Here is a 24,532-nt window from a genome sequence, read left to right on the forward strand (position 1 = left end):
CCCGGCCCGCACCGGCCCGCCGACGGGCCGCGGGCGGCCCGACGGACGGCCGCGGGACCATCCCGCCGGACGGCCGCCGGATCGGCCTGCGGGATCATTGGGGCGCGGAAGACCGCTCCGACCCGAGAACCTCCGAACGAGCCCCGACCGAGAAGGAATGGCTGAACCCATGAGCAGCGGCGACGACACCGGCGAGCGCAACCCCTTCGCGCCGCCGCCGGCGGATACCCCGGACCAGCCGTGGCAGCCGCGCAGCCCCTGGGCCGGCGGGGGCCAGGACGGCTCCGGCGGGCCGGCAGGCCCCGGCGGCGAGGACGGCGGACGCCCGCAGCTTCCGCCGCCGTGGGGCCCCGGCGGCGACGGCCGCCCCGGCCAGCGGCCGCCGGCCCCGCAGCCGCCCCGGCTCGACCCCGCGGACCCAGCCCACCGCAAGGCCCGCAACGCCGCGCTGGCCGGACCGTTCGCGCTGGTCTGCCTGTTCACGGGGTTCCACTGGATCGCCCTGCTGGCCGGGGCGCTCGGCATCGTCTGGGGCGTCGGCGCGCTGCGGGCCCGGCGGCCCGCCCCGGCCGCCGGCGCGCTCGCCGGGCCGGGCGGCCCGTACCCCGTCGCCCCCGCGTCGAACCCGCTCACCCCGGCCGCGCTCGCCGGCATCCTGACCGGCGCGATGACCATCGTGGTCGCCACCTCGGTGATCGGCCTCGGGTACCACTACCGCGAGTACGTCACCTGCGTCCAGGACTCGCTGACCTCCGTCGGCGCCCAGAACTGCGACCGGTACGCGCCGCAGTGGTACGTGGACTTCACCGGGAACGCCGAGTAGCCGGGCCTCCGGGACCGGTCGGGTCTCCCGGGCGGCTCATTCGGTCCGGTCCGCGCGGGCGGCCTGATCCGTACGGACGGCCTGATCCGTACGGACGGCCTGATCCTCAGGGCCGGCCGGGTCCCGGTCCTCGGGGCCCGGTTCGTCGGCGGTCCCGACGCCCGGTCCGGAGAGCCGCAGCACCAGGGCGTACGTACCGGCGCGAAGTTCCAGTGCGCCCCGGCGGGCCTGCCGCACGAGCCGGGCGTACACGCCCTCGCCGTCCGCCGGGCCCAGCGTGCGGTACCGGACCAGCAGCGCGCCCGGGACGGCGACCAGCGCGATCCAGCCCGCCGCCGCCGGGCCCGTCCACGGCACCGGCCCCACCCAGGCCAGCCGCTCCCCCGCCAGCGCCCCGCCGGAGAGCCAGCCCAGCACCGCCGCCCCGGCCCCGACCGACAGCGCCGCCGCCAGCGCGGCCACCGCCGTCGCGGCCGGCGGCCAGGGCTCGGGCCGCTCCCCCGACCCGGCGCCCGGCAGCCGCCGGCCCGCCGCCGCCCGGCCCAGCAGCACCGCCGGCACCACTCCGGCCAGCAGCGGCAGCACCGACACCGCGAGCCGCCAGCCGCCCGGCCCGTCCGCCGGCAGCAGGGCGAACAGCGGGAACTCCGGCACCGGGCCCAGCGCCGTACCGACCGGCGACACCACCGTCCCCGCGCCCACCGCGAAGCCCGGACCCAGCGCGTACGCCGCGCCCCACAGCACCGCGTTCGGCAGCAGCACCAGCGCGAGCAGCAGCAGCCCCACCACCGCGACGGGCCCGCTCCCCAGCAGCGCCATCCCGCGCCCGCCGCCGGCCACCGCGTCCAGCACCGCCGAGCACACCACCAGCAGGCCGCCCGCCGCGACCAGCCCGGCCCCGGCCGCCAGCGCCGCGGCCCGGACCACCGGCGCGCCGTCGACCGGGCGGTACGGGGGCGGGAGGAGGTCCAGCGGGGAGTCGGCCGGCACGTCGAGGACGGTCACCGAACGGGCCCCGGCGGCCGTCGCCAGGCCCGCGACCGACGCCACCACCAGGACGTCCAGCAGCACCCGGCTGCGGAACAGCCCGTCGCCCGCGCAGTGCAGCGCCACCCCCACGGCCACCGCGCAGTACCCCGCCCACACCGCCGCCGGGCCGCCCCAGCGCGGGCGCGGCCCGCGCCGTGCCGCCACCCCGGCGGCCGCCCGGTGGAGCCGGACCACGGCCAGGACGCCGAGCAGCAGCGGAGTGACGGTCAGCGGGGCGTCCGTCGGCCCGCGCAGCAGCGGCGCCCCGTGCCCGAGCAGCCAGAGCACCCCCGCCAACCGGGTGACAGCGGCCGCGCCGTCGTCCGCGTACGGCGTCGCGACCCAGAGCCCGAGCACCGGCAGCCCGACCGCCGCCAGGCCGACCAGCGCCGTCCGCACTCCCGCCAACAGGTCGGCCAGCGCGGGGCGTCCGCCCAACACGCCGGGCGGTTCCAGGATCGGACGACCCATCAGCTGCGTCATGGGCCACATGGTGCCAAGGCGACTCGCCATGCTCCGTGAAGCGCCAAACCGCCGCCGTGTCCCAGATTATTGGCTTATGCGCATTTTCAGACCCTGCCCCCAAGCCGCCGGCGCCCCGGCCCGGAGCGTCTGATGACCACGCCACCCACCGCCGACTCCCCCACCCCGGAGCGCCACCGCAAGCCCGACCATGCCGGGACCGACGCGGGCCGCCTGCTGCGGAAACTGACCCCCCGTGAGGCCCAGACCCTGGCCCACCTCGCGGCCGGCCACGACCTCCCCCGCACCGCCGCCGCCCTCGGGGTCACCCCGAACACCGCCCGCAGCTACCTCCAGCGCGCCCTGCGCAAGCTCGGCACCCGCACCGAGGCGGAGGCCTTCGCCCTGCTGGCGGGCGCGCTGCCGCACCCCCCGGACCCCGGCCCGACCGGGCGCCCGGCGAACCCCGCCGGCCTGGACCCGGCCGCTGCCGGCCCCGGAGCGGGGGCGGGGACGGGGGCAGGCGGGGACGCGACCGGGAAGCGGCGCCGCACCCGGAGCGGGAAGCCCGCCCCGGCACCCTCCGGCGGCACCCCGCGGGCCGCCGCCGACGAGCGCGCGCGGACGGCCCGGCCGACGCGGGGCGTGGACGGCGGCGCGAGCCCCGGGGCTCCGGCCGAGGATCCGCGCCAGGCCTCCACAAGGGGCGCCACCCCCGGGCGCGCGCAGGGGGCGTGCACGCCCGCGCTCCCGACCGGAGGCGCCGCCGCGGACCACGGGCCGACGGCCCCTGCCGACCCCGGCCCACCCGGCGGCGGAGACGGGTCGGCACCCCCTGCCGATCCCGGTCGGCACGCTGACGCCCCCGACACCGGACAGGGCCGGACGGAGAACTCCCCGTCCGCGGACCCCGGCCACGCGCCGACGGCCGCCCCGGACGCGGACGGCCGCGGCGGCGCTCCGTACCCGGCCCCGGCCGCTCAGGATGCCGACGGAGCGCAGCCGGCACCCGGCCCCGTGGAGCGCGCGTCCGCCGACCCCGGGCAGGCACCGAAGGAGCACGCCGCCCCCGCCGGGCGCGGCCCCGTCAGCCCCGGCCGGGCGGCGCTGGCCGCCGCCGCGCCCTCGAGCGCGGAGGACGACCTCGACGCGGAGGCCCCGGCGGTCACCTTCGAGGAGCTCTACGAGACCGTCCACACCCGGCTGGTGCAGCAGGTGTTCCTGCTGACCGCCTGCCGGCACCGGGCGGTGCACTGCGTACGGCGGGCGTTCGGGGAGGCGCGCCGGAGCTGGGGCGCGGTCACCGCTTCGGGGAACCCGGAGGGGTGGGTGCGGGTGCGCGCCTGCGAGCTGGCGCTGTCCCCGTGGCACCGGGGCGGGCCCCGGCGGTCGCACGCCTGGGGGCTGCCGCACCGGCGGATCAGGGTGCGGCCGGCCGACGAGTCGCAGGCGGTGCTGCCGGACCACGACCGGCTGACCGACCGGGACCGGGCGCTGCTGAAGGCGCTGAAGCGGCTGTCCCGTCCCCAGCGCCGGGCGCTGGTGCTGCACGACGGGCTGGGGTTCCCGGCGGCGGCGGTCGCGGTGGAGGTGGAGTCCACCCAGGCGGCGGCCGAGGGGCGGGTGTGGGCGGCGCGGGCGGCGCTGGCGCAGTGGGTGCCGGAGCTGGTCGGGCCGGATCCGGCGGAGCCGGGCTTCGCCGACGGGCTGAGCGGGCTGCTGCACCGGGCGGCGGTGCGCGGCTGCCCGGAGCCGCACCGTGCGCCGGTGGCGGTGCTGCGGGCCCGGCACCGGCTCTGGACGGCGAGCCGGACGGGTGCGGCGGCGCTGCTGACGCTCGCGGTGGGCGGGGCGGTGCTGGCGACCCTGGCGGGGGTGCGCCCGGCGGGGCTGTTCCGGCCGTCCGCCCCACCCACGCCCGCGGCCTGTCTGCCCGCCGCTCCGCCCGCCCCCGGGTCGGAGACGGCGGACTCGGCGGACGCGGCGAACGCGGCGGGGCCGGGTGTGCCGCTGCTGCCCGGCGGGGCGCCGAACGGCATCACCAGCATCTGGTGCAGCCCGGCGCCCGGTCTGGAGGCCGTCCTGGTGGATCCGCGGCCGCAGGCGGCCGCGCGCTGGGAGCTGCCGGCGGCGGCCCGGGGCGCCGCTCCCCCGCCGCAGGGCCCGGTGGCCTGTCCGCTGTGGTCGCCGCTGCCCTGCACCACGGGGCCGAGGGAGCGCTGAGCGACCGAGGGCGCGCCGGAAACGGCGAGCGCCCCCGCCCGGGGAGGGCGGGGGCGCTCGTCACGCGCGGGGCGGGATCAGCCCTGGGCGGCGATGATCTCGCGGGCCAGGCGGGCGGTCTCGGACGGCGTCTTGCCGACCTTGACACCGGCGGCCTCGAGGGCCTCCTTCTTCGCCTGGGCGGTGCCCGAGGAGCCGGAGACGATGGCGCCGGCGTGGCCCATGGTCTTGCCCTCGGGGGCGGTGAAGCCGGCGACGTAGCCGACGACCGGCTTGGTGACGTGCTCGGCGATGAAGGCCGCGGCACGCTCCTCGGCGTCGCCACCGATCTCACCGATCATGACGATGAGCTCGGTCTCCGGGTCCTCCTGGAAGGCCTTGAGCGCGTCGATGTGGGTGGTGCCGATGACCGGGTCGCCACCGATGCCCACGGCCGAGGTGAAGCCGATGTCCCGCAGCTCGTACATGAGCTGGTAGGTCAGGGTGCCGGACTTCGAGACCAGGCCGATCTTGCCGGAGCTGGTGATGTCGGCCGGGATGATGCCGGCGTTCGACTGTCCGGGGCTGATCAGACCCGGGCAGTTCGGGCCGATGATGCGGGTCTTGTTGCCCTTGGCACCGGCGTGCGCCCAGAAGGCGGCGGTGTCGTGCACCGGGACGCCCTCGGTGATGACGATGGCCAGGCCGATCTCGGCGTCGATGGCCTCGATCGCGGCGGCCTTGGTGAAGGCCGGCGGGACGAAGAGGACCGTGACGTCGGCGCCGGTCTTCTCCATGGCCTCGGCGACGGTGCCGAAGACCGGGATCTCGGTGCCGTCGACGTCGACCGTGGTACCGGCCTTGCGCGGGTTGACGCCGCCGACGATCTGGGTGCCGGAGGCGAGCATGCGGCGGGTGTGCTTCATGCCCTCGGCGCCGGTCATGCCCTGGACGATGACCTTGCTGTCCTTGGTAAGGAAGATAGCCATGGTGTTAAGTCCCCTTCCTTACTTGTTGGCCAGCTCGGCGGCGCGGTCAGCGGCGCCGTCCATGGTGTCCACGCGCTGCACCAGCGGGTGGTTGGCGTCGTCGAGGATCTTGCGACCCAGCTCCGCGTTGTTGCCGTCCAGGCGGACGACCAGCGGCTTGGAGACGTTCTCGCCCTTGCTCTCCAGGAGCGCCAGGGCCTGCACGATGCCGTTGGCGACCGCGTCGCACGCGGTGATGCCGCCGAAGACGTTGACGAAGACCGACTTGACGTCGGGGTCGCCCAGGATGATCTCCAGGCCGTTCGCCATCACCTCGGCGGACGCGCCGCCACCGATGTCGAGGAAGTTGGCGGGCTTGACGCCGCCGTGGTTCTCACCGGCGTAGGCGACCACGTCGAGGGTGCTCATGACGAGGCCCGCGCCGTTGCCGATGATGCCGACCTGGCCGTCGAGCTTGACGTAGTTCAGGCCCTTGGCCTTGGCGGCGGCCTCCAGCGGGTTGGCCGCGGCCTTGTCCTCCAGGGCCTCGTGCTCGGGCTGGCGGAACTCGGCGTTCTCGTCCAGGGAGACCTTGCCGTCGAGCGCGATGATCTTGCCGTCACCGGACTTGATCAGCGGGTTGACCTCGACGAGGAGGGCGTCCTCCTTGATGAAGACGGTCCACAGCTTCTGCAGGACCTCGGCGACCTGGTCGGCGACCTCGGCCGGGAACTTCGCCGCGGCGACGATCTCGGCGGCCTTCTCCGGGGTGCAGCCCTCGTTGGCGTCGACCGGGATCTTGGCGAGCGCCTCGGGGTTCTGCTCGGCGACGACCTCGATCTCCACGCCGCCCTCGACGCTGGCCATGGCCAGGAAGGTGCGGTTGGTGCGGTCCAGCAGGAACGAGACGTAGTACTCGTCCTTGATGTCCGCGGTCTGGGCCAGCATCACCTTGTGAACGGTGTGGCCCTTGATGTCCATGCCGAGGATCTGCTCGGCCTTGGCGACGGCGTCCGCCGGGTCGGCGGCGAGCTTGACGCCGCCGGCCTTGCCTCGGCCGCCCACCTTCACCTGAGCCTTGACGACGGCGCGGCCGCCGAAGCGCTCCGCGATGGCGGCAGCGTCTGCGGCGGTCTCGATGACATCGCCGTCAAGCACGGGCACACCGTGCTTGGCGAAGAGGTCCCTCGCCTGGTACTCGAACAGGTCCACGTGTTTGTCCTTGTTCGTGGTCGCGGATTGTGTCTCTACGAGCGTGCCACGGCAGGATCTTCGCTGCGGGTCGTCGGGGCGGTGCGGGTACGCAGAGGTACGGCCTTGCGGCCCACACAGCCACGGGCGCTCACGTCAATCAACACGCGCGTCACGTCCGTCTGGCAGGTTATCCCCGCAGGGCCGGGCAGTTCCGCCCGGGGCCTGTCCGCCCCGGGTGAGAACCGTCACAAACAGCCCGGCGGGACGGGGTGGACGGCCGGTCCGCCGATCGCGCGGATTAGCGCGTCCGGGTGAATTCCTCACGCCCCCTGGTCGGCCCCCCTGATCAGGCCCCGCGGGATCGGGCGCTTCTCGATGGCCGCCGCCATGATCTCCGGGAACGCGTCCGGGGTGCAGGCGAAGGCCGGGGCGCCGAGCGAGGCCAGGGCGGCGGCGTGCGCGTGGTCGTACGCCGGGGCCCCCTCGTCGGAGAGCGCCAGCAGGGCGATGAACTGGACGCCGGCCGCCTTCATCGCGGCGACCCGCTTGAGCATGCCGTCCCGGATGCCGCCCTCGTACAGGTCGCTGATCAGCACCACGACGGTCTCGGAGGGCCGGGTGATCCTCGACTGGCAGTAGGCGAGCGCGCGGTTGATGTCGGTGCCGCCGCCGAGCTGGGTGGCGAACAGGACGTCGACCGGGTCGGTGAGCTGCTCGGTGAGGTCGACCACCGAGGTGTCGAAGACGACCAGGCGGGTGTCCAGGGTGCGCATCGAGGAGAGCACCGCGCCGAAGACCGCCGAGTGGACGACCGAGGGCGCCATCGAGCCGGACTGGTCGACGCAGAGGATGACGTCCTTCTTCACGGCGCGCTGGGCGCGGGCGTAGCCGACCAGCCGCTCGGGGACGACGGTGCCGTGCTCGGGCAGGTAGTTCTTCAGGTTGGCCCGGATCGTGCGGTCCCAGTCGATGTCGCGGTGGCGGGGCCGGTTGACCTTGGCGCTGCGGTCGAGGGCGCCGCCGAGGGTGGCCCGGGTGCGGTCGGCGAGCCGGCGCTCCAGGTCGGCGACCACCTTGCCGACCACCGCCCGGGCGGTCTCCCGGGTGGTCTCGGGCAGCGCGTGCTTGAGCGACAGCAGGGTGCCGACCAGGTGCACGTCCGGCTCGACGGCCTCCAGCATCTCCGGCTCCAGCAGCAGCCGGTCCAGGCCGAGCCGGGAGATCGCGTCCTGCTGCATCAGCTGCACGACGGTGGACGGGAAGTACGTGCGGATGTCGCCCAGCCAGCGGGCCACCTGCGGGGCCGAGCCGCCCAGCCCGGCACTGCGGCGGCCGCCGCGGGCGGCCCGGGCGCCCTCCTCGGGGGCGCCGCGGTAGAGCGCGCCGAGGGCGCCGTCCATCGCGGCGTCGCGGCCGCGCAGGGTGCAGCCGGTGCCGTCGGCCTCACCGCCGAGCACCAGCCGCCAGCGGCGCAGCCGTTCGTCGGTCGTGGGCGCTGCCATCTCGTCCTCCTTCGCCGGGTCGGGCGTCATGGGTCGGGTGTCGTGGGTGTCGGGTGTCTTGGGTGTCGGGTGTCACGGGTGGGGCGCACGGGCCGGGGGTCGTGGGCCGGGGGTCAGGTGTCCCGGCCGGCGGCCTGCCGGGGGATCGTCGGACGGATCCCGAGCAGCAGGGCCACCACGGGGACGGCGGCGTCGGCGCGGGCCCGGTCCAGCTCGCCGGCCTCGGCCCGGACGGCCGGGAGCTCGTCGAGCGGACCGGCCGCGACCCGGCCGCCGATGGTGGTGCGCACGCCCGCCTCCAGGGCGGCGAAGGTGCGGCGCAGCAGCGGCAGGACGTCGGTGAAGACCTCGTCGCCCACCCCGGTCAGCCACTCGTCCAGCAGGGCGAGCAGCCGCGGGTCGTGCAGCAGCAGGGCGCCGCCGCCGGTCAGGAAGCCCTCGACCCAACCGGCCGCGTCCGCCGGGGCGTTGGCGACGGAGAGCACCAGCCGGAGCCGGCGGCCGGCCTCCTCGGAGTCGAGCCGGCCGTCGTCCAGCAGCAGTCGCACGGCCCGGCCGCGCAGCAGCCCGGGGGCTCCGGTGGCCGGTCCGCCGGCCGGCTCGCGGCGGGCCAGCGAGCCCAGGGCGGCGGCCCAGCGGTCGGCCAGGCCGGCCAGGCCGGCCAGGCCGGCCAGGCCGGCCAGGCCGTCGGGCTCCGGCACGGCGTCGGAGGCGGTGGCGGCAGCGGTGTCGGCGGCGGTGCCCGGATCGGCGGCCAGCAGGCCGATCGCGCCGTGCACCTCGTCGAGGCGGCCGCGCATCGTCGCCGCGCCCTCGGCGTCCAGGCCGACGCAGGCGGGCGGCAGCCCGACGCAGATCCGCTCGGCCAGGCCCGAGGCCGCCCCGGCCAGCGCGCCGTGGTCGGTGCCGCGCACGTCGCCGTAGCGCAGCGCCCGGACCAGGGCGGGCAGCGCGCCCGCGAGGTGCGCGACGTCGGTGTCCAGGGCCGCGCAGTCGGCGAGCACCCGCATCACCGCGGGCAGGGCGCCGGACAGCCCGGCCAGCAGGCAGGTCTCCACCAGGCCGGTCAGTTCGGCGAGTTCCTCGGCGGCCCGGGCGGTGCCGACGGCCTTGTTGGCCGCCGCCTCCTCGACCGTGGTGCCCCACTGGGCGGCCTCGGCGATCCGGACCGCGAACTCGGGCTGCCAGCACAGCCGCCAGCTCTCCCGGAACGTCCCGGTCGAGTTCACCGAGGAGCGCGCGGGCACGCCCCAGTCCACGCCCAGCAGCCGCAGCCGGTGCAGCAGCCGGGAGCGGGCCGCGTCGTTCTCCTTGCGCAGGTCGAGGTCGACGTCCTTCGGCGCGGCCTCGGGCTTGAGCCGCAGCGAGCGCTGCAAACGGGTCAGGTCGCGCTGGAGCGGCACCGCCGGTGCGGCGTCCGGGACCTCGCCGAGCGCGTCGCCGACCACCAGGCGGTCCCGGACCAGCTCCAGTGCGACGTCCGAGCCCTCGCAGAGCACCGCGCGCACGGCGTCCAGGGTCTCGGTCAGCCCGGCGAGCGGGCGGCCGCGCAGCACGGCCAGGGTCTCGGCGAGCCGGACCGCCTCGATCACGTGCGCGGAGGAGACCGGGTGGTCCTCGGCGCGCAGCAGGTCGGCGGCCCGGGTGAGCCAGCGCGGCACCGGGTCCCCGTCGGTGGTGAACAGGTGGTGGTACCAGCCGGGCGACTGCACGCCCGCGCCGTAGCCGGTGGCCTGGGAGAGCCGGCGGTGCGTCCACGGCACCCAGGTGATGTCCGTGCGCACCTTCTTCGGCAGCCCGGCGAGCAGCGCCCGGTCGTGGGCGACGGTGGGCATCCGCTCCAGCGCGGGGACGTGGAAGGCCCCGCAGACCACGGCGATCCGCAGGTGCCCGGCGCGCCGGGCGGCACGGATCTGCTGGCGCATGTACGCCTCGCGCAGCAGGTCCCGGCGGGACTCGCCGAGGCCCTCGGCGCGCAGCGCGCCCATCGCCTCGGCGACGGCGGCGAACGGCGCCAGCGCGTCGGTGCCGGGCGCGCGGTGCTCGACCACGTCCTCCCACCAGCGCTCGGCGTCGTCGTGCCCGGCCGCCTCGGCGAGCAGCGCCAGCGGGTCGGCGACCGGGTCGGCGCCGGCCTCCTCGGCGTCGTCCTCCTCGGCGTCGCCGGCCTCACCGTCCTCGGCAGGAACGGCGGGACCGACGGGCTCGGCGGGCGCGAAGCCGTACGCGGCGGGCAGGTCGATGAAGCGGACCGGCAGGTCGTGGTCCACGGCGTGCCGGATCGCCACCCACTCCGGGGAGAACTCGGCGTACGGCCAGAAGGCGGCCTTCGCCGGGTCGTCCACCGCGTGGGCGAGCAGCGCCACCGGCGGGACCAGGTCCTTCTCGGCCGCTAGGTGGACGATCGCGTCGGCCTCCGGCGGGCCCTCGATCAGCACCGCGTCCGGCCGCCACTGCGCCAGCGCGGCGGCCACCGCCCGGGCCGAACCGGGGCCGTGGTGGCGGATGCCCAGCAGGGCGACCTCGGGGCTCGTCATACGGTCACCTCGCGGGCGGCGCGGTAGAAGTCCTTCCAGCCGTCGCGCTCGCGCACCACTCCTTCGACGTACTCGCGCCAGACGGCCCGGTCCGCCACCGGGTCGCGGACGACGGCGCCGAGGATGCCGGCCGTCACGTCCCCGGCCCGCAGCACGCCGTCGCCGAAGTGGGCGGCCAGCGCGAGCCCGTTGGTCACCACCGAAATCGCCTCGGCGGTGGAGAGGGTGCCGCTCGGGGTCTTGACCTTCGTCCGGCCGTCCACCGTGATCCCGGCCCGCAGCTCGCGGAAGACGGTGACCACGCGCCTGATCTCCTCGGCGCCGCCGGGCAGTTCGGGCAGGTCCAGGGAGCGGCCGAGCTGGCCGACCCGCCGGGTGACGATGTCGACCTCCTCGTCCAGCGAGCCCGGCAGCGGCAGCACCACGGTGTTGAAGCGGCGGCGCAGCGCGCTGGACAGCTCGTTGACGCCGCGGTCGCGGTCGTTGGCGGTGGCGATCACGTTGAAGCCGCGCACGGCCTGCGTCTCGGCGCCCAACTCCGGTATCGGGAGCGTCTTCTCGGACAGGATGGTGATCAGACTGTCCTGCACGTCGGCCGGGATGCGGGTGAGCTCCTCGACCCGGGCGATCTTCCCGTCGGCCATCGCCCGCATCAGCGGCGAGGGCACCAGGGCGTCCCGGCTGGGCCCGTTGGTGAGCAGCTGGGCGTAGTTCCAGCCGTAGCGGACGGCCTCCTCGGGGGTGCCGGCCGTGCCCTGCACCAGCATCGTGGAGTCGCCGCTGATCGCCGCGGCCAGGTGCTCGGACACCCAGGTCTTCGCGGTGCCCGGCACGCCGAGCAGCAGCAGCGCCCGGTCCGTCGCCAGGGTCGTCACGGCGACCTCGACGATCCGGCGCGGGCCGATGTACTTGGGGGTGATCCGGGTGCCGTCGGGCAGTTCGCCGCCGAGCAGGTACGTCGCCACGGCCCACGGCGAGAGCTTCCAGCGCTCGGGGCGCGGACGGTCGTCCTGCGCGGCCAGCGCGGCCAGTTCACCGGCGAACGCGTCCTCGGCGTGCTGCCGCAGAACGTCGGTCATGGGGGCTCCTTCGGGTCGGCCGCCGGGCACACGGGTGCCCCGGGCGGAGTGGTGATCGGGGGGAGCCAGGTCGGCGTCCCGGCCTGTGGAACCAACCCTGCACCGAGCCACTGACAACCCGCCGGGGGCCGCGGACGGGCCGTCAGCCACTGTCAGTGCCGCCGCCTACGGTCGGTCGCATGGAGGAACGCTGGAGCACCGAACACGTCCTGTCCCTGGCACCTGACGCCGCCTCGCAGAAGGCCGCGGGGAAGCTCTCCGCGCCCGCGCCGTGGTCCGGCACCGGCACCGACGGCACCGCGCTCTGGGGCGAGTGCAAGGGCAGCGGCCGCACGCCGTACCGCACCGCGATCGAACTCGCCACGCCCGCCTACCAGTGCACCTGCCCCAGCCGGAAGTTCCCGTGCAAGCACGCGCTCGGGCTCCTCCTGCTGTGGAGCGGCACCCCGGCGGCCGTCCCGGCCGGCGAGCCCGCCGACTGGGTCTCCGAGTGGCTCGCCTCCCGCCAGGAGCGCGCCGAGAAGCGCGCGGAGAAGAAGGAGGAAGACCCGGAGGCCACCCGGCGCCGGCTCGAGAAGCGCGGCGCCAAGGTCGCGGTCGGCGCCGCCGAGCTGCGGCTGCGGCTGGCCGACCGGGTCCGGCACGGCCTGGCCGACCAGTCCACCGCCGGCCCCTGGGAGGAGGTCGCCGCCCGGATGGTCGACGCGCAGGCCCCCGGCCTGGCCGCCCGGGTCCGCGAACTGGACGCGCTGCCGCAGGAGCGGCTGCTGGAGGAGTACGCCATGCTGCACCTGCTCGCCACCGCCGCCACCCGGATGGACGAACTGCCGGCCGAACTGGCCGCCACCGTCCGCACCCGGGTCGGCTTCCCCGCTGACCCCGGCACGGCCGGCCCCACCGTCCGCGACCGCTGGCTGGTCCTCGGCACCCGGGACACCACGGACGAGCGGCTCACCACCCGCCGGGTCTGGCTGCGCGGCGCCAAGACCGGCCGCCCGGCCCTGCTGCTCTCCTTCGGCCACCAGGGCCAGGCCCCCGCCCTCGCCCTGCCCACCGGCCGCCTGGTCGAGGCCGACCTCGCCTACTTCCCCGCCGCCCACCCGCTGCGCGCCGACCTCCGCGAGCGCTACGGCGCCCCCGAGCCGGGCCCCGCCGGCCCGCCCGCCGGGCTCACCGTCGCCGAGGCGGTGGCCGGCTACGGCACCGCCGTCGCCGACGACCCGTGGCTGGAGAGCCGGCCCACCGTGCTCGGCGACGTCGTCCCGGTCCGCACCCCGGACGGCTGGTTCCTGACGGACGGCCACCACACCGTGCCGGTCCGCGCCTCGGCCGTCCCGGAGGCCGCGCTGTGGCGGCTGGCCGCGGTCTCCACCGGCCGCCCGCTGACGGTCTTCGGCGAGTACGGCCACCAGGGCTTCGCCCCGGTCACGGCCTGGGCCGCCGACCAGCGCCCGGTCGGCCTCACCAACGTTTAGGGCGTGTCTTGTGGATCCCTGCCGGGCGCGCGACGCTCCCCCAGCCTTCGGCCGGGAGGTACCCCCAGGGCACAAACGCACCTCGCCGCGTTGTCGTCGGTCGCCAATGGCCCCCAGCCTTCGGCCGGGAGGTGCCCCCACCGCAGTGACTCCCTCCTCCGCCTTGCGATGCACGCACCCCAACGCCGCGCCCTGATCCGACAAAACCCACAAGACACGCCCAGGAGCACCAGGAATGACGATCACCCAGGACCCGTGGGAGACCCTGCACGCCAGCGCCCTGCTCGGCACCGACCGCCGTCCGCTCCCGGCCACCGCCCTGCCGCTCGCCGACGCCGTGGACCAGGGCGATCCGGCCACCGCCCTGCTGGAGCTGGCCGCGCTGGCCGCCGTCCGCCGCCGGGCCGGCGCGCTGCCCGTACCGGCCGACGGGCCGCCCGGCCCGCCCGCGGCCGAGGACACCCGCCCGGAGCTGCCCGAGCCGGCCGCCCGCCGGCTGGCCGTCCTGCTCTCGGGGCGCACCGGCGGCGGCACCGGCGCCGGCGGCACCCTGGCCAACCTGTCCGAGCTGCTGCCGCAGTGGCTCGCCACCGCCCGGGCGAGCGGCCTGCGCCCGCCCGCCGCGCTGATACCCGGCCTGCTCGACGCCGCCCGCGCCCGCAGCGAACTGCGCTCCGACGCCGTGGCGTTGGCCGGTCCGCCGGGCCGCTGGCTGGCCGAGCAGAACCCCGACTGGCGGTTCGTGCTGCGCACCACCGCCCCCGAGCCGCCGCAGCGGCCCACGGACGACCGGCTCTGGCACGAGGGCCTGTTCGCCGAACGGGTCACCCACCTCACGCAGCTGCGCCGCCGCGATCCCGCGGCCGGCCTGGAGCTGCTGCGCGGCACCTGGTCCACCGAGCGCGCCGAGGACCGCCTGCTCTTCCTGGACGCCCTCCAGGACGGCCTCTCCCCCGCCGACGAACCGTTCCTGGAGGCCGCCCTCGGCGACCGCAGCAAGAACGTCCGGGCCACCGCCGCCGAGCTGCTCTCCACCCTGCCCGGCTCCGCGCTGGCCCGCCGGATGGCCGAGCGGGCGCGGGCCGCCGTCCGGCTCGCCGACACCGGCACGCACCTGCTGGTCACCCCGCCCACCGCGTGCGACGCGCAGATGCAGCGCGACGGGATCGCCCCCAAGTCGCCCACCGGGCGCGGTGAACGGGCCTGGTGGTTCGGCGAGTTGGTGGCCGCCGCACCGCTGTCGCTGTGGCCGGAGAGCACCGGGCTGACGCCCGGGCAGCTGCTCGCCCTGCGGGTCGGCGACAGCATCGACGAGACCAGCAGCAGCTGGGCCGACGACCTGCGGGAGGCCTGGGCGCGGGCCGCCGTCCGCCAGCAGGACGCCGACTGGGCCCGGGCGCTGCTCGGCCCGGCCCCGGTCCCGTCCGGGCGCGGCGCCCGGACCCGCGCGCTGCGCACCACCGGCGCCCCGGCCAAGCTGCTGGCCGTCCTCCCGCCGGAGGAGCGGGCGGTCTGGACGGCCGCGTTCATCACGGTGCACGGGCTGGGCGAGGCCTTCCAGCTGCTCGGCGCCTGCGCCACCCCGTGGACGCCGCCGCTGTCCACCGCCGTGGTGACCGCCCTGGCCCGGGCGGCGGCCTCCGGGGCGTACCCGTGGAGCCACAGCGGGGTGCTCGGGATGACGGAGCGCGCGCTCGCCCCGGAGACGGCCGCCGCGGTGGAGGAGCTGGCCGCCGGGGCCGCCCCGGACTCCGCGTGGTCCGAGACCTTCTCCCGGCTGGCCGGCACCCTGCGCTTCCGGGCGGCGATGCTCGCGGAGCTGGCGGGCTGAGGGCGGGCCGGGCCCGCGGTACGCCTCCGGAGACGACGAAGACGACGAAGACGACGGAGACGACGGAGACGACGGAGCGGGCCGGCCCCTGGGAGGGCCGGCCCGCTCGACGCGCCGTGGCTCAGCCGGCCCGCAGGTTCGACTCGACCCAGGCGACCACGTCCCGGGTCGGCGTGCCCGGGGTGAAGATGTCCGCGACGCCCAGCGCCTTGAGCTCGGCGATGTCCTCGTCCGGGATGATCCCCCCGCAGAAGACCTTGATGTCCTCCGCGTCGCGCTCCTTCAGCAGCTCCAGCACCCGGGCGCACAGCGTCATGTGGGCACCGGAGAGGATCGACAGCCCGATGCCGTCCGCGTCCTCCTGGATCGCGGTGTCGACGACCTGCTCGGGCGTCTGGTGCAGTCCGGTGTAGATGACCTCCATACCGGCGTCGCGCAGGGCTCGCGCGATGACCTTGGCACCACGGTCGTGACCGTCGAGCCCGGGCTTGGCGACCACCACACGGATCGGCCCCGACACACTCATGACTGCCTCCTGGACCTCGTCGTCCACCATCCGACCGGGCCTCGTGGGCCGCCGGCGCGGTTAACGGTCGATAACCAACCTGAGGGGAGGTTAGCGCCACCCGGCACGGTTGACCGCGCCGCCCCCGAAGAGGAGGGCAAAGTCACAGCTCCGGGCCTTGCTACCAGCGGGTATACCCGTCCTTCCCGCAACCTCCGCACAGACCCCCCGGCCGACCCCTTGACATCCGGAGGTTTTTCCGGGGCGTCGTCCTTGGGACTACAGTCACGGCTGCCCTTGGGACTACAGTCACGGCTGTTCTCCCCTCGTCCGACGACGCCCGAGGCCCACCGAGGAGGCAGCCCCCGATGGCTCCCGATGCAGCCGCCCGTCCGACCCGCGCGGAGCTGCGCCTCGCCGCCCGCGAGCAGTCCCGTGCCCAGCGCCGCGGCGCCGCCAAGGCGGCCACCCGGACGGCCCTGTTCCGGGTCGCGCTGCCGTCGGTGGCCGCGCTCGGGGTGGCCGCCGCCGCGGCGGTCACCGTGCAGGGGGAGGCCGACCAGCAGCGCGCCCAGGCCGCCGGACGGACGCCGCAGGCCACGGCGCCGGACACCGCGGCCGCGCACGCGGCGACCCAGGCGCTCGCGGCCGGCGCACCGGCCCAGGCCTCGCGCGGCGACGCCCGCCAGCCGCTGGCCGGCGCCCAGCCCACCGAGGCCCCCACCGCGCAGCCCACCGCCGAGCCGGCCCCCGAACCGGTGAAGCCCACGGTGGTCATGCCGGTCGCCCGGCACGGCCTCGGTGAACTGTTCGGCGAGGCCGGCACCCACTGGGCCAACCGGCACACCGGCATCGACTTCCCGGTGGACGGCGGCTCCGAGGTCTACGCCGTGACCGACGGCACGATCCGCACCCAGTGGAACCCGTTCTACGGCTACATGACGATCCTCAAGATGCCCGACGGCACCGAGGCCTGGTACTGCCACCTGCGGGCGTACAAGGTGCGCAAGGGCCCGGTGAAGCAGGGCGACGTGATCGCCTTCGTCGGCAGCAGCGGCAACAGCACCGGCCCGCACCTGCACTTCGAGATCCGGCCGCAGGGCAACGGGCCGATCGACCCGCTGCCCTGGCTCCTCTCGAACGGGCTGGACCCGCGCTAGCGGGTCGGAGCAGCTCCGCGGGGCAGAGCCGCTCCGCCGCTCAGAGCTTCTCCACCGGCGCGTAGCGCAGCAGCAGCTGCTTGCGCCCGTCGGTGCCGAAGTCGACGGTGGCCTGCGCCCGGTCGCCGACGCCCGTGACGGCCACCACCGTGCCCAGCCCGAAGCTGTCGTGGGTGACCCGGTCGCCGACCGCGAGCGAGACCGCCTCGCGCTCCACCAGCTGGCCGCCGCGCCGCGCCGACTGCCCCCAGCCGGCCTTCGGCTTGGCCGCCGCGGCCGACGAGGAGGAACGCGAACTCCCGCCCCCGGAGGAGGACTTGCCCCAGGACGAGCCCGAGGAGTAGCCGCGCTGGACCGGCGCCTGGGCCGCCCCGGTGCGCTTCCACTCCACCAGCGTCTCCGGGATCTCCTCCAGGAACCGCGAGGCCGGGTTGTAGGCCGGCTGCCCCCAGGCGCTGCGCAGCACCGAGCGGGTCAGGTACAGCCGCTCGCGGGCCCGGGTGAGCCCGACGTACGCGAGCCGGCGCTCCTCCTCCAGCTCCTTGACCTGGTTGAGCGCCCGCATGTGCGGGAAGATCCCGTCCTCCATGCCGGTCAGGAAGACGACGGGGAACTCCAGGCCCTTGGCGGTGTGCAGGGTCATCATCGTGATGACGCCCTGCCCGTCCTCGTCGTCGTCCGGGATCTGGTCCGAGTCGGCGACCAGCGCGACCCGCTCCAGGAAGTCGGCCAGCGAGCCGACCGGCGGCGTGCCCTCCTCGTCGGCGTCCGGCCGCTCGCCCGGGTCCTGCTCGTACTCCAGGGCGACGGAGGCGAGCTCCTGGAGGTTCTCCACCCGGGTCTCGTCCTGCGGGTCGGTGGAGGCCTGGAGCTCGGCCAGGTAGCCGGTCTCCTCCAGGACGGCCTCCAGCACCGCCGCCGGGCCCGCGCCCGACTCGACCACCTGGCGCAGTCCGGCCATCAGGGTGTTGAACTTCTTGACGGCGTTGGCCGAGCGCGCGGCCATCCCGTACGCCTCGTCGACCCGCACCAGCGCCTGGGCGAAGGAGATCCGCTCCCGCGAGGCCAGCGCGTCGATCATCGCCTCGGCCCGCTCGCCGATGCCGCGCTTGGGCACGTTGAGGATCCGGCGCAGCGGCACGGTGTCCTCCGGGTTGGAGAGCACCCGCAGGTACGCCAGGACGTCCCGGACCTCCTTGCGCTCGTAGAAGCGCACCCCGCCGACCACCTTGTACGGCAGGCCGACCCGGATGAACACCTCCTCGAACACGCGGGACTGGGCGTTGGTCCGGTAGAAGATCGCGACGTCGCCGGGCTTGGCCTCGCCCTTGTCGGTGAGCCGGTCGATCTCGTCGGCGATGAACTGGGCCTCGCCGTGCTCGTCGTCCGCGACGTAGCCGACGACCTTCTCGCCGTGGTCCCCGGCCGTCCAGAGCTTCTTCTCGCGGCGGTTGGCGTTGCGCTCGATGACGGCGTTGGCGGCGCTCAGGATGGTCTGGGTGGAGCGGTAGTTCTGCTCCAGCAGGATCGTGGTCGCGTTCGGGTAGTCCTCCTCGAACTGGAGGATGTTGCGGATGGTCGCGCCGCGGAAGGCGTAGATCGACTGGTCCGCGTCACCGACCACGCACAGCTCGGCCGGCGGCACCTCGGCCAGCCGCCCGGCCGCCGGGTTCACCAGCTCCCCGTCCACGGTGCGCCTGGGCGCGGCGGCGACGGATCCTCCGCTGAGCTCCCGGACCAGCATGTACTGGGCGTGGTTGGTGTCCTGGTACTCGTCGACCAGGATGTGCCGGAACCGGCGCCGGTAGTGCTCGGCGACGTCGGGGAAGGCCTGCAGCAGGTTCACCGTCGTCATGATGATGTCGTCGAAGTCCAGCGCGTTGGCCTCGCGCAGCCGCCGCTGGTAGAGCGCGTACGCCTCGGCGAGCTTCTTCTCCATCGGGTTGGCGGCCTGGTCGGCGAAGGTCTCCTCGTCGATCAGCTCGTTCTTGAGGTTGCTGACCTTCGCCGTGAACGACTTCGGCGGGTACTGCTTCGGGTCCAGGTCGAGGTCGCGGCAGACCAGCGACATCAGCCGCTGCGAGTCGGCCGAGTCGTAGATCGAGAAGCTGGAGGTGAAGCCCAGCTGCTTGGACTCGCGACGCAGGATGCGCACGCAGGCGCTGTGGAAGGTGGAGACCCACATCGCCCGGGCGCGCGGGCCGACCAGCGCCTCGACGCGCTCGCGCATCTCGCCGGCCGCCTTGTTGGTGAAGGTGATCGCCAGGATCTCCCCCGGCTGCACCCCGCGGGCGCCCAGCAGGTGGGCGATCCGGTGGGTCAGCACCCGGGTCTTGCCCGAGCCGGCGCCGGCCACGATCAGCAGCGGCGATCCCGCGTGCAGCACCGCCTCGCGCTGCGGGTCGTTCATCCCCTCCAGCAGCTGCGCCGGGTCCACCACCGTCCGCGCGGCACCGTTGCGGTACCAGGCGTCCCGCTCCGCCTCGGCGGCGTGGTCGGTCTGGAACAGGCCGTCCGGGATGGCCTCCTCGTACGCGTCGTACGGGGCCTCCTCCTCGTACGGCGGGGGCTCCTCACCGATGGCGTCGACGGGCGCGTCGGGCTGCTTCGACCCGGCGGCGGGTGCCTCGAAACCGGGGAGCGGAAGGTCGTCAAAGAGGCTACTCATGGCACATCGAGTCTATGGCCACCCACCGACAAGCCCGCCCGCCCCGGACGATCCGGGGCGGGCGGGCTCCGTGGCGGCGCCCCAGGACGCCGGGGTGCCTCAGACCAGGCGGCGGGCGGTGGCCCAGCGGGTCAGCTCGTGGCGGTTGCTGAGCTGGAGCTTGCGCAGGACGGCGGAGACGTGGCTCTCGACCGTCTTCACCGAGATGAAGAGCTGCTTGGCGATCTCCTTGTAGGCGTAGCCGCGGGCGATCAGCCGCAGGACCTCGCGCTCGCGCTGGGTGAGCCGGTCCAGGTCCTCGTCCACCGGCGGGGTGTCGGTGGCGGCGAAGGCGTCCAGCACGAAACCGGCCAGCCGGGGCGAGAACACCGCGTCGCCGTCGGCGATCCGGAAGATCGCGTTCACCAGGTCGGTGCCGGTGATGGTCTTGGTGACGTAGCCGCGCGCGCCGCCGCGGATGACGCCGATGACGTCGTCGGCGGCGTCCGACACCGACAGCGCCAGGAACTTCACCCCGCCCTGCTCGCCCATCACCCCGACCGAGCGGCGCAGCACCTCGACGCCGCCGCCGCCCGGCAGGTGGACGTCGAGCAGCACCACGTCCGGCCTGGTCTCGGCGACCACCCGGACCGCCGAGTCCACGTCGTCGGCCTCGCCGACCACGTCGATGCCGGTCACCTCGGTGCGGCCGATCTCGGCCCTGACCCCCGTCCGGAACATCCGGTGGTCGTCCACCAGCACGACCCGGGCCGTGCGCTCCGGAGCTGCCTCAGTCATTCGTTCTCTCCATCTCCAGCTCGACCTCGGTGCCGCCGCCCGCCGCCGGCCGCACCCGTGCGGTGCCGCCGTTGCGCTTCATCCGGCCGATGATCGACTCCCGTACGCCCATCCGGTCCTCGGGCACCGTGTCGGGGTCGAAGCCGGGGCCGTGGTCGCGGACGAACACCGACACCGTCCTCCCCTCGACCTCGGCGTAGACCTGGACCGGTCCCCCGCCACCGTACTTGGCCGCGTTGACGGTCGCCTCCCTCGCGGCCTGCATCTGGGCCGCGATCCGCTCGTCCATCGGGCAGTCGCCGACGATCACCAGCTCGACCGGGACGCCGTGCCGGTCCTCGACCTCGGCGACGGCGGCCCGCAGGCTCTCCGCCATGGTGTCCGGCGCGGCCTCGGCGGCGGCCTCCGGGCGGTACAGCCACAGCCGCAGCTCGCGCTCCTGCGAGCGGGCCAGCCGCAGCACCTCCTTGGGGTCCTCGGCCCGGCGCTGGATCAGGGTCAGGGTGTGCAGCACGGAGTCGTGGATGTGCGCGGCGATCTCGGCGCGCTCCTGGGCCCGGATGCGGGCGGTGCGCTCGGCCCCGAGGTCCTGCCAGAGCCGCAGGCCGTACGGGCCGAGCAGCACCAGCACACCGGCCAGCACGGCGAGCGAGGCCTCGATCACCGAGGCGAGGGTGGAGCCGCTGCCCTGCATGGCGAGCAGCGCGATGGTGCCCGCGACCGCGAGCAGCACGCCGGCGCCGACCCGGGTGTAGGCGCCGCGCCGCTTCTCGCCCTCCTCGATGCCGAACCAGCGCTGCCAGCGCGAGTCGTCGGCCTGCCGCCAGACCAGCGCCACGCCGACGCCGATCGCCAGCAGCGGCCAGGTGTACGGCTTGGCGGTCTGCCAGCCGAGCACGTTGAGCAGGGCGATCACGCCGACCACCGTCATCACCAGGGCGGCGAGCTGGCCGAGACCGCCCTGCCCGGCCTTGCCGGCCGACTCGGCCTCCTCCCCCTCCGCCGGGGCGCCCACCGGCTCGCCCTGCAGGGTGAGCTGGAGCAGCCGGCGCATCCGGCCCACCCAGCCGCCGGCCTGGCCGGCCTTGCTCAGCAGGCCGCCCTGCACCCCCGGCGAGGCCGGGACGAACGCCCCGTTGAAGTACACCCACTGGGCGCCGGCGCGCTGCGAGGGCTCGCCGATGCCGATCGGCACCACGAACCAGAACGCGGCGTACAGCAGCGCGCCGATCCCCTGCGCGAAGAACAGCACGACGAAGGCGATCCGCACCCACCGCACCGGCAGCCCGAGGTGCACCGCCAGGCCGTGCGCGACGCCGCCCAGCATCCGTCCCTGCGGGCTGCGGTAGAGCCGGCGGTAGGGCGGCCGCCCGTCGTCGGGCGCGCTCGGGTCGGCGCCGGCCGACGACGCGGTGTCGGGGGCGATGGATCGGGGATCGGTACCGGGGGCTGCCACGCCACCGATGGTTCCACGCGGGCACCCGCGGGCGCATCAGGGTGTGTCCCCATCCCGTATCAGGGACAAGTCAGGGTACGGACAGGGCTCGACCCGGTTGGGCCGGGCGGTCCTCTGCCGGAAGGATGGTGTCCATGACCGAGGACCCCCGCATCGAGGAAACCGGGCCCGCCGCCCCGCCGGAACCGGACCGCCCGCCACTGACCAGGACCGAGCACCACCGCGTGGTGGCCGGCGTCTGCGGCGGCCTCGGCCGGCACCTGGACATCGACCCGGTGGTCTTCCGGGTCGTCACGGTGGTGCTCTGCCTCTCCGGCGGCCTCGGGCTGTTCCTGTACGGCCTGGCCTGGCTGATCGTCCCGACCGACGACGGGGCCAAGGGCCGCGGCGGGCGCACCGAGCTCCAGCGGGTGCTCACCGGGCGGGTGGACGGCCAGTCGGTCGGCGCGGTGCTGCTGACCGTGATCGGCACCGGGGTCTTCTTCTCCTCGATGGGTGACGGCGGCCAGCTGTTCCCGCTGCTGCTGCTCGCCGCCCTGGTCTTCCTGGCGGTGCGCTACGACCCGGACCGCCGCCGGGGCCGGGGGCGCGAGCACCGGAACGGCGGCCCGTACGACCGCCACTTCCCCGGGTCCGAGGGCACCGGCGGCACCGCCGCGGACGGTGCCGGGGCCTACCGCTGGCCGCGGCCGGAACAGGACGGGGCCGCCCGGGCCGCCGGGAAGGCCCCCGCCGACGGCGCCGGCGGCTACCTGTGGGACCCGCGCCACCCGGAGCGCAACCCGTACGGGGCCACCGCCCCGGCCGCCCCGACCCCGCCCCACGGCACGCCGACCCCGCCGTACGGCACCCCGGTGCCGCCGGCCGGCACCCCGGCCCAGCCCTGGTGGCAGCGCGCCGACCTGCCGGAGGGCGACCCGCTGCGCAAGGAGGGCGCGAAGCGCCGCCCCGAGGCCGCCGCCGCACGGCGCCCCCGGGAGCGCTCGGCACTCGGCTTCTTCGGCTTCCTGCTGGCGATCGGCGCCGCCGCCGCGGTCTGGTCCGCCTCCGTCGACCGCGGCCACAACCCCACCGTGCTGAGCGCGACGGTGCTGGCCACCGCGCTGCTGGTGGTGGGCCTGACGCTGCTGGTCGGCGCGAAGTTCGGCCGGGCCCGGCGGCTGGCGGTGACCGGTCTGCTGCTCACCCTGGCGCTGGCCTTCGTCGGCCACTCGCCGGACTCCGTGCGCGACGCGGTGGGCGACCGCGCCTGGACCGTCGCCTCGGCGTCCGACCTGCACGACCGGTACAACCTGGGCGCCGGGGAGATCAGGCTGGACCTGTCCGGACTCGACCCGGCCGGGGCCGCCCTCGCCACCAAGGTCGACCTCGGCGTCGGCGACATGACCGTCACCGTGCCGGACGACGTGACGGTGAACCTGGTGACCCGGATCGGCCTCGGCAACGTCGCCCTCCCCGGTGACCGGAGCGACGGCACCGGGCGGCACACCTACCTGATCGGCCCTGCCAACGGGCAGCCGGCCAAGGGGACCCTCAATCTCGAACTCGGGATCGGGCTCGGCAACATCAAGGTGGTCCAGCAGTGAGGAAGCACCGGCTCGACCTGTTCTCGCTGATCGCGGGCGCGCTGTTCACGGTGATCGCCGTGCTCTACCTGGTCGCGGCGCTCAACGACCAGTCGGTGAACGGGCGGATCGTCATCCCGGTCACCTTCATCGTGCTCGGCGTCGGCGGCCTGGCCGGCGCGGTCGCGGCGGTGGCCCGGCGCGGCCGGCCCGACCGCGAGGAGTGACCCGCCCCGCCCGACCCTAGGGCGTCAGCTCTGCTGCGGGCCCAGGGTCAGCCGGTCCCCGTCCTTGCTGACGGCGTACCTGGGCAGCGGCTTGACCGCCGGCCCGTTGACCACCGCACCGGTCGCGGCGTCGAACCGGGAGCCGTGGCAGGGGCAGTACAGCTGGCCGTTCTTCGGCGCGTCCACGGCGCAGCCCGCGTGGGTGCACACGGCGGAGAAGGCGCAGTACTGGCCGGCCTTGGGCTGGACGATGTAGACGGCGTCCCCGGTGGCCGGGTCCTTGACCTGGGCCGAGCCGCCGACCGGCACGCTCGCGGCGGGCACCGCGGGGGCCGGGGCGGTGGCGGCCGGGGCACCGGGGGCCGGGGCGCCGGAGGCCGGGGCCGCCGACTGCTTGGGCGCGGCCGTCCGGTCCCGGCCGAAGGTGCGGGTCAGCGAGCCGGTGAGCAGCCCGGCCCCGCCGATCGCGACGGCCGCGATCCCGCCGTCCACCAGGGCCCGGCGCTTGACGTGGTCCTCGCCCAGCCCGCGCTCGCGGTCCCGCCCGGCCCGGCGGGCCAGGTAGCCGTCCACCGACAGGTACGGCGTGCCGGCCAGCAGCAGCGGCGTCCAGGCCATCAGGTAGGCCAGGTCGTTGCCGAGGTAGTACGGCGAGACGCTCCAGCTGACGGTCAGCCACAGGCTGAGGTTGAGCAGGGCGCCGCCGAGCGCGGCGGCCCGGCCCCAGAGGCCGACCAGGGTGCCGAGGCCCACCGCCAGCTCGCCGAAGGCGATGGCGAGCGCGAACAGGGTCGGGTGGTCGAGGGCGGGGCCGAGCAGGAAGGAGATCGGGCTGCCGCCCGCCTTGGCGGCCTGGGTCTGCGAGACGAAGGAGGCCGGGTCGCCCGCTCCGGCCAGGAAGTGGGCGTCGGAGAGCTTGTCGAGGGCGGCATAGACGAACGTGACGCCGAGGAAGAGCCGCAGGGGCAGCAGCGCGTACCTGGACGCGAGCGCCCTCCGCTGCGCCGCCCGGGCGGCCCGGCCGGCCGCTCCCCCACCGGCCGGCACCGGGTTGCTGGCCTCCGACATCCCT

General features: G+C 75.7%; 18 protein-coding genes. 7 read left to right on the forward strand and 11 right to left on the reverse strand.

Annotated elements, in window-relative coordinates; genetic code table 11:
- Nucleotides 1–169: 169 nt before the first annotated feature.
- The gene (locus tag AMK13_RS22925; RefSeq protein ID WP_074003927.1) at nt 170–823 is read left to right on the forward strand and encodes a hypothetical protein; all 654 of its coding nucleotides are present in this window, start codon (nt 170–172) and stop codon (nt 821–823) included.
- A 36-nt stretch (nt 824–859) separates the two neighbouring features.
- On the opposite strand, the gene AMK13_RS22930 is transcribed toward AMK13_RS22925, so the two are convergent.
- A complete protein-coding gene (locus tag AMK13_RS22930; protein ID WP_074003928.1) occupies nt 860–2,335 on the reverse strand; it encodes a cell division protein PerM in 1,476 nt (491 codons plus the stop codon).
- A gap of 132 nt (nt 2,336–2,467) precedes the next feature.
- Between AMK13_RS22930 and AMK13_RS46010 the strand changes: the two genes are divergently transcribed.
- Nucleotides 2,468–4,537: a sigma factor-like helix-turn-helix DNA-binding protein gene (locus AMK13_RS46010; RefSeq protein ID WP_074003929.1), complete on the forward strand. Its 2,070-nt coding sequence runs from the start codon at nt 2,468–2,470 to the stop codon at nt 4,535–4,537.
- A 77-nt stretch (nt 4,538–4,614) separates the two neighbouring features.
- Here AMK13_RS46010 and sucD read toward each other — a convergent pair whose 3' ends face one another.
- The 5 genes from sucD to AMK13_RS22960 all read right to left on the reverse strand — a co-directional run bounded on the left by sucD (nt 4,615) and on the right by AMK13_RS22960 (nt 11,796).
- Entirely contained in the window at nt 4,615–5,505 is an 891-nt protein-coding gene (gene sucD, locus AMK13_RS22940; protein WP_074003930.1) for a succinate--CoA ligase subunit alpha, read from the reverse strand.
- Nucleotides 5,506–5,523: 18 nt separating this feature from the next.
- A complete protein-coding gene (gene sucC / locus AMK13_RS22945; RefSeq protein ID WP_049659288.1) occupies nt 5,524–6,696 on the reverse strand; it encodes an ADP-forming succinate--CoA ligase subunit beta in 1,173 nt (390 codons plus the stop codon).
- 302 nt (nt 6,697–6,998) lie between these two features.
- Nucleotides 6,999–8,180 carry a VWA domain-containing protein gene (locus tag AMK13_RS22950; RefSeq protein ID WP_049659290.1) on the reverse strand — a complete coding sequence of 394 codons (1,182 nt, stop codon included), beginning with the start codon at nt 8,178–8,180 and terminating at the stop codon, nt 6,999–7,001.
- A 113-nt stretch (nt 8,181–8,293) separates the two neighbouring features.
- A complete protein-coding gene (locus AMK13_RS22955) occupies nt 8,294–10,717 on the reverse strand; it encodes a DUF5682 family protein (protein ID WP_074003931.1) in 2,424 nt (807 codons plus the stop codon).
- Nucleotides 10,714–11,796 carry an ATP-binding protein gene (locus AMK13_RS22960; RefSeq protein WP_049659200.1) on the reverse strand — a complete coding sequence of 361 codons (1,083 nt, stop codon included), beginning with the start codon at nt 11,794–11,796 and terminating at the stop codon, nt 10,714–10,716. The genes AMK13_RS22955 and AMK13_RS22960 overlap by 4 nt, the downstream gene beginning before the upstream one ends.
- 179 nt (nt 11,797–11,975) lie before the next feature.
- On the opposite strand from AMK13_RS22960, the gene AMK13_RS22965 reads away from it, so the two are divergent.
- A complete protein-coding gene (locus tag AMK13_RS22965) occupies nt 11,976–13,271 on the forward strand; it encodes an SWIM zinc finger family protein (RefSeq protein WP_049659199.1) in 1,296 nt (431 codons plus the stop codon).
- A 235-nt stretch (nt 13,272–13,506) separates the two neighbouring features.
- Entirely contained in the window at nt 13,507–15,102 is a 1,596-nt protein-coding gene (locus AMK13_RS22970; protein ID WP_074003932.1) for a DUF5691 domain-containing protein, read from the forward strand.
- Between the two features lie 121 nt (nt 15,103–15,223).
- Here AMK13_RS22970 and AMK13_RS22975 read toward each other — a convergent pair whose 3' ends face one another.
- On the reverse strand, nt 15,224–15,628 hold the full coding sequence (locus AMK13_RS22975) for a cobalamin B12-binding domain-containing protein (protein ID WP_049660544.1): 405 nt from the start codon (nt 15,626–15,628) through the stop codon (nt 15,224–15,226).
- A gap of 347 nt (nt 15,629–15,975) precedes the next feature.
- Here AMK13_RS22975 and AMK13_RS22980 point away from each other — a divergent pair, with 347 nt between their 5' ends.
- Nucleotides 15,976–16,767 (forward strand): M23 family metallopeptidase, encoded by a 792-nt coding sequence (locus tag AMK13_RS22980; protein ID WP_074003933.1) that lies wholly within the window; start codon nt 15,976–15,978, stop codon nt 16,765–16,767.
- Between the two features lie 40 nt (nt 16,768–16,807).
- On the opposite strand, the gene pcrA is transcribed toward AMK13_RS22980, so the two are convergent.
- From pcrA to AMK13_RS22995, 3 genes are all read right to left on the reverse strand, one after another.
- On the reverse strand, nt 16,808–19,435 hold the full coding sequence (gene pcrA, locus AMK13_RS22985) for a DNA helicase PcrA (RefSeq protein ID WP_049658374.1): 2,628 nt from the start codon (nt 19,433–19,435) through the stop codon (nt 16,808–16,810).
- 99 nt (nt 19,436–19,534) lie between these two features.
- Complete coding sequence (locus AMK13_RS22990; RefSeq protein WP_049658372.1) at nt 19,535–20,212, reverse strand: LuxR C-terminal-related transcriptional regulator; 678 nt, start codon at nt 20,210–20,212, stop codon at nt 19,535–19,537.
- Nucleotides 20,205–21,668 carry a PspC domain-containing protein gene (locus AMK13_RS22995; RefSeq protein WP_380717728.1) on the reverse strand — a complete coding sequence of 488 codons (1,464 nt, stop codon included), beginning with the start codon at nt 21,666–21,668 and terminating at the stop codon, nt 20,205–20,207. Before AMK13_RS22995 ends, AMK13_RS22990 begins: the two co-directional genes overlap by 8 nt.
- A gap of 134 nt (nt 21,669–21,802) precedes the next feature.
- Here AMK13_RS22995 and AMK13_RS23000 point away from each other — a divergent pair, with 134 nt between their 5' ends.
- Both AMK13_RS23000 and AMK13_RS23005 read left to right on the forward strand, forming a co-directional pair.
- Nucleotides 21,803–23,254, forward strand: a complete 1,452-nt coding sequence (locus tag AMK13_RS23000; protein WP_074003934.1) for a PspC domain-containing protein — start codon at nt 21,803–21,805, stop codon at nt 23,252–23,254.
- Entirely contained in the window at nt 23,251–23,460 is a 210-nt protein-coding gene (locus tag AMK13_RS23005) for a hypothetical protein (RefSeq protein ID WP_049661234.1), read from the forward strand. The genes AMK13_RS23000 and AMK13_RS23005 overlap by 4 nt, the downstream gene beginning before the upstream one ends.
- A 24-nt stretch (nt 23,461–23,484) precedes the next feature.
- Here AMK13_RS23005 and AMK13_RS46435 read toward each other — a convergent pair whose 3' ends face one another.
- Complete coding sequence (locus AMK13_RS46435; protein WP_074003935.1) at nt 23,485–24,528, reverse strand: Rieske 2Fe-2S domain-containing protein; 1,044 nt, start codon at nt 24,526–24,528, stop codon at nt 23,485–23,487.
- Between the last annotated feature and the right edge of the window lie 4 nt (nt 24,529–24,532).

This window comes from Streptomyces sp. CB02056, from assembly GCF_001905545.1.
In the GTDB taxonomy this organism is placed as follows: domain Bacteria; phylum Actinomycetota; class Actinomycetes; order Streptomycetales; family Streptomycetaceae; genus Kitasatospora.

Coding starts and splice junctions, on each gene's coding strand:
- AMK13_RS22960 (WP_049659200.1), bottom strand. CDS start 11,796: ATGACCGACGTTCTGCGGCAGCACGCCGAGGACGCGTTCGCCGGTGAA.
- AMK13_RS22965 (WP_049659199.1), top strand. CDS start 11,976: ATGGAGGAACGCTGGAGCACCGAACACGTCCTGTCCCTGGCACCTGAC.
- pcrA (WP_049658374.1), bottom strand. CDS start 19,435: ATGAGTAGCCTCTTTGACGACCTTCCGCTCCCCGGTTTCGAGGCACCC.
- AMK13_RS22930 (WP_074003928.1), bottom strand. CDS start 2,335: ATGACGCAGCTGATGGGTCGTCCGATCCTGGAACCGCCCGGCGTGTTG.
- AMK13_RS22925 (WP_074003927.1), top strand. CDS start 170: ATGAGCAGCGGCGACGACACCGGCGAGCGCAACCCCTTCGCGCCGCCG.
- AMK13_RS46010 (WP_074003929.1), top strand. CDS start 2,468: ATGACCACGCCACCCACCGCCGACTCCCCCACCCCGGAGCGCCACCGC.
- AMK13_RS22990 (WP_049658372.1), bottom strand. CDS start 20,212: ATGACTGAGGCAGCTCCGGAGCGCACGGCCCGGGTCGTGCTGGTGGAC.
- AMK13_RS22950 (WP_049659290.1), bottom strand. CDS start 8,180: ATGGCAGCGCCCACGACCGACGAACGGCTGCGCCGCTGGCGGCTGGTG.
- AMK13_RS22955 (WP_074003931.1), bottom strand. CDS start 10,717: ATGACGAGCCCCGAGGTCGCCCTGCTGGGCATCCGCCACCACGGCCCC.
- AMK13_RS22970 (WP_074003932.1), top strand. CDS start 13,507: ATGACGATCACCCAGGACCCGTGGGAGACCCTGCACGCCAGCGCCCTG.
- sucD (WP_074003930.1), bottom strand. CDS start 5,505: ATGGCTATCTTCCTTACCAAGGACAGCAAGGTCATCGTCCAGGGCATG.
- AMK13_RS22975 (WP_049660544.1), bottom strand. CDS start 15,628: ATGAGTGTGTCGGGGCCGATCCGTGTGGTGGTCGCCAAGCCCGGGCTC.
- AMK13_RS46435 (WP_074003935.1), bottom strand. CDS start 24,528: ATGTCGGAGGCCAGCAACCCGGTGCCGGCCGGTGGGGGAGCGGCCGGC.
- AMK13_RS22980 (WP_074003933.1), top strand. CDS start 15,976: ATGGCTCCCGATGCAGCCGCCCGTCCGACCCGCGCGGAGCTGCGCCTC.
- AMK13_RS23000 (WP_074003934.1), top strand. CDS start 21,803: ATGACCGAGGACCCCCGCATCGAGGAAACCGGGCCCGCCGCCCCGCCG.